1 protein-coding gene is annotated in these 283 nt (G+C 72.1%); it reads left to right on the top strand.

Annotation, left to right across the window (positions count from 1 at the left end; translation table 11 throughout):
* The coding region (locus tag EJV47_RS28325) for a tetratricopeptide repeat protein (RefSeq protein ID WP_341539285.1) at positions 1 to 283 on the top strand (283 nt) is incomplete at both ends.

Raw genomic sequence — 283 nt, 5'->3', positions numbered from 1 at the left:
CACCAAGTACCGCCGCGGCCCCGAGGCGGCTTACCTCTACGCCGTGGCCGCCAGCCGGGCCCGCAAGTGGGCCGAGGCCGAGCAGATGCTCAACCTGCTGCGCAACGCGTACTCCCAGTGGCCCGGCCTGCCCGAGGCGCTGTTTCTGCAGGGCCAGGTGTCCTTCGAGCAGGGCGACACCGACAACGCCCTGAAGGTGCTGGGCCAGCTGCCGCCCACGCAGCTGCGCGCCCAGCGCGTGGCCATGGAAACCAGCTACCTGGCCCGCCTGCGCGACAAGGCC

It is taken from the genome of Hymenobacter gummosus, from assembly GCF_003970915.1.
Classification (GTDB): domain Bacteria; phylum Bacteroidota; class Bacteroidia; order Cytophagales; family Hymenobacteraceae; genus Solirubrum; species Solirubrum gummosum.
The sequence above is the reverse complement of the archived record's forward strand: the minus strand, read 5'-3'. Positions and strand labels throughout refer to the sequence as shown.